This is a genomic window from Microseira wollei NIES-4236 (assembly GCF_020521235.1).
In the GTDB taxonomy this organism is placed as follows: Bacteria; Cyanobacteriota; Cyanobacteriia; order Cyanobacteriales; family Aerosakkonemataceae; genus Microseira; species Microseira wollei.
In genome coordinates, this window is sequence record NZ_BLAY01000384.1 from 1 (window position 1) to 2499 (window position 2499).

The 2499-nt window shown below is 44.1% G+C and carries 1 protein-coding gene; it reads right to left on the reverse strand.

Features of this window, described 5'->3' with window-relative positions:
* Positions 1-2461, reverse strand: a 2461-nt coding sequence (locus tag MiSe_RS48520; RefSeq protein WP_444980648.1) for an ATP-binding protein, incomplete at its 3' end; no start/stop codon positions are given.
* Between the last annotated feature and the right edge of the window lie 38 nt (positions 2462-2499).

Sequence of the window (2499 nt, forward strand, 5' to 3'; positions counted from 1 at the left end):
AATAATATGCTTCAAGCATGTAGCCGGCGGCGACTTTTTCTTTGCCCCAATCGAGATAGAATTTGGCGGCGAGTTCGTTAGCGAGGGCTTCTTCTTGGATGTAGCCGTTTTCTTTGGCAAGGGAGATGGCAAAGTCGTAGTGTTCAATAGCTTGAACTTTGTTGCCCAAAACTCGATGTTTTTCTGCCTCTACTAGATGAAACCGATGCAAACAGTTCCCAGGCGCATGGTATGCCCACTGTTGCATCTTCTCTTGGTTAACCTTAATCTTTTGCAGCAATGGATCTTGTTGAGAAGGCTCAGTAATCGAAAAGGCTGCAAGGCTAGCCAGGGATTGATAAAAGTAAAATATTGGAATTAATGGTAAGCCAACCAGTCCACTCAGGTATTTTTCTGCTTGAGTTGCATGTTCAACAGCTTGAGTATAGTTCCCAAACCAATAGCAGAGGAGCAGCTTATTCATATACAAAATACAAATTGCCGTTCGATCGTTCGTTTCCTGATGAACAGCAAGTTGTTGCTCTTCATCATAGGCATCACCAACTAATCGACAGGGATCTAGCGCTTGACCGAGCAAGTTCAAAACGCTTTGGTGGAATTGCTCATGGTAGGTGAAAGCCGCGTATTGTTTTAGGTGGGCGATCGCCGCCCGATTTGCAGACATTTCCTGGGACAATGAGATTAATTCTCGACCCAAGAGAAACTGGAAGTAAGAGGAAACCAATAAATTCCAGGCAGCATATTCTAAATCTCCGGTTTCTAGACCACTAACGTATCCTTCTAATAAAGGGCTGAGTGTTTCTTTGAGATGCTCTTTCCAATGTTTGACAAAAGCATTGGCAATTTGCAACGTTTTTGCCTTAGACTCCTTTGCCTGGAATCGATCAAGGAGAGCCAATGCCAACTTGCCAAATTCATAACCCGTACTGATATCTTCCAAAATTGCACATGAGAGCAATCCATAATTGGCATAACCAGAGGCAGATAGGGAAGAATTGCCACTGTTGATTGACAGCTCAACCTGCTGACAAACAACGAGTGGAAACAGATCGGGAGCAACAATTAACGTCGCGACCACAATGTGAGATAAAACTTTCATGGCTGCCAGCTTAAAGGGATTGTCCATAACTGGCAAATCAATCAGGCTTTCAATCTGTCTGCCGCTCAGATGAGAACGCACATTTTCTAATGCCTGTTGCAGATGAGATTGATTTGGCTGCTCTGGAAAATGGATGCCTAATAGTTGCAGAACCTGTAACGCAACCTTGATTGCCTCCAGTAGTTGATGTTGAGCAATACAACTTTGAATTTGTACTTCGTAAACTTTAATTTTATCCGGCAACGTCCTCGCTTGTCGCAGCACAAGTTCAATTTGTTGAGCCGCTTGCACAAAATCACCATTCAAATAAGCTGCCTCAGCAGTTTCTTGATACAGCGCGAGGGCTAAATCATACTGTCGTTCCCAACAATCGGTTGTCAGTAATGTGCTGGCAATAGAGAAGTATTCAATAGCTGCACCATAGGCTATTGCTGCTTTGGCTTTTTTCCCTGCCAGAAAATTCAATTGTGCAAGTTCATGCTGTTCATTCGCTAGCGTCACTAATTCTATGCTCTGGTTGAGTTGGTTGACAATTACAAAAATTTGTTCCTCACGTTCACCCTGGGTCATGCTTCTCAACAATAGCTTGCCAATTTTGTAGTGAACCCGTGGTTTCTGAGTGTCAGTAATCAGCGAATAAGCTGCTTGTTGAACGCGATCGTGCAAGAATTTATAAGGAACGACAATCTCACGATTGCCCTCGAGGTTGTCTGAGTCGTTCGCTTGGAAGAACTTGTAGGTTTCAGAGATGGGGAGAATCAGCCCTTCTTGTAATGCTTTCCATAGGTTCGTCGCTGTATCAATGGGCGATTTTTCTGAAACGATCGCCAAAGTATTCAAATCAAATTGGTTGCCAATACAAGCGGCCAGTTTTAAAACTTCTTGAGTTTCTGCTGGCAGCTTCTGCAACTGCAAGGCCATAAACTCCACCACATCATCCGTCAATGCCAACTGCCGCACCGAACTCATGTCACATTGCCAATAACCCAATTCCGGCTGAAACTGAATCCAACCTTCCTCGTGTAGCGCCTTGAGAAACTGAGTGGTAAAAAACGGATTCCCTTTAGTTTTTTGATACACCAATTGCGTCAGAGGTTGAGCCAGTTCATTGCTACAACTCAGGGTATCAGCCACCAACTGATTGACTGTCGTTTCTAGTAAGGGATCTAGAGTAATTGTATGGACAGTTGCTTGGGCTTTCTCAATCTGTTCCAGCGTCAGCATCAAGGGATGCGCCGGAAACACTTCATTGTCTCGATAGGCTCCCAGAATTAGTAAATATCCCGCACTCGCTTCGCTCATCAATAACTTCAGCAAGTTCAGGGAAGCCGAATCTGCCCATTGCAAGTCATCCAAAAACATTACCAAGGGATGTTCTTTTGTGGTGAACACCTGGATGA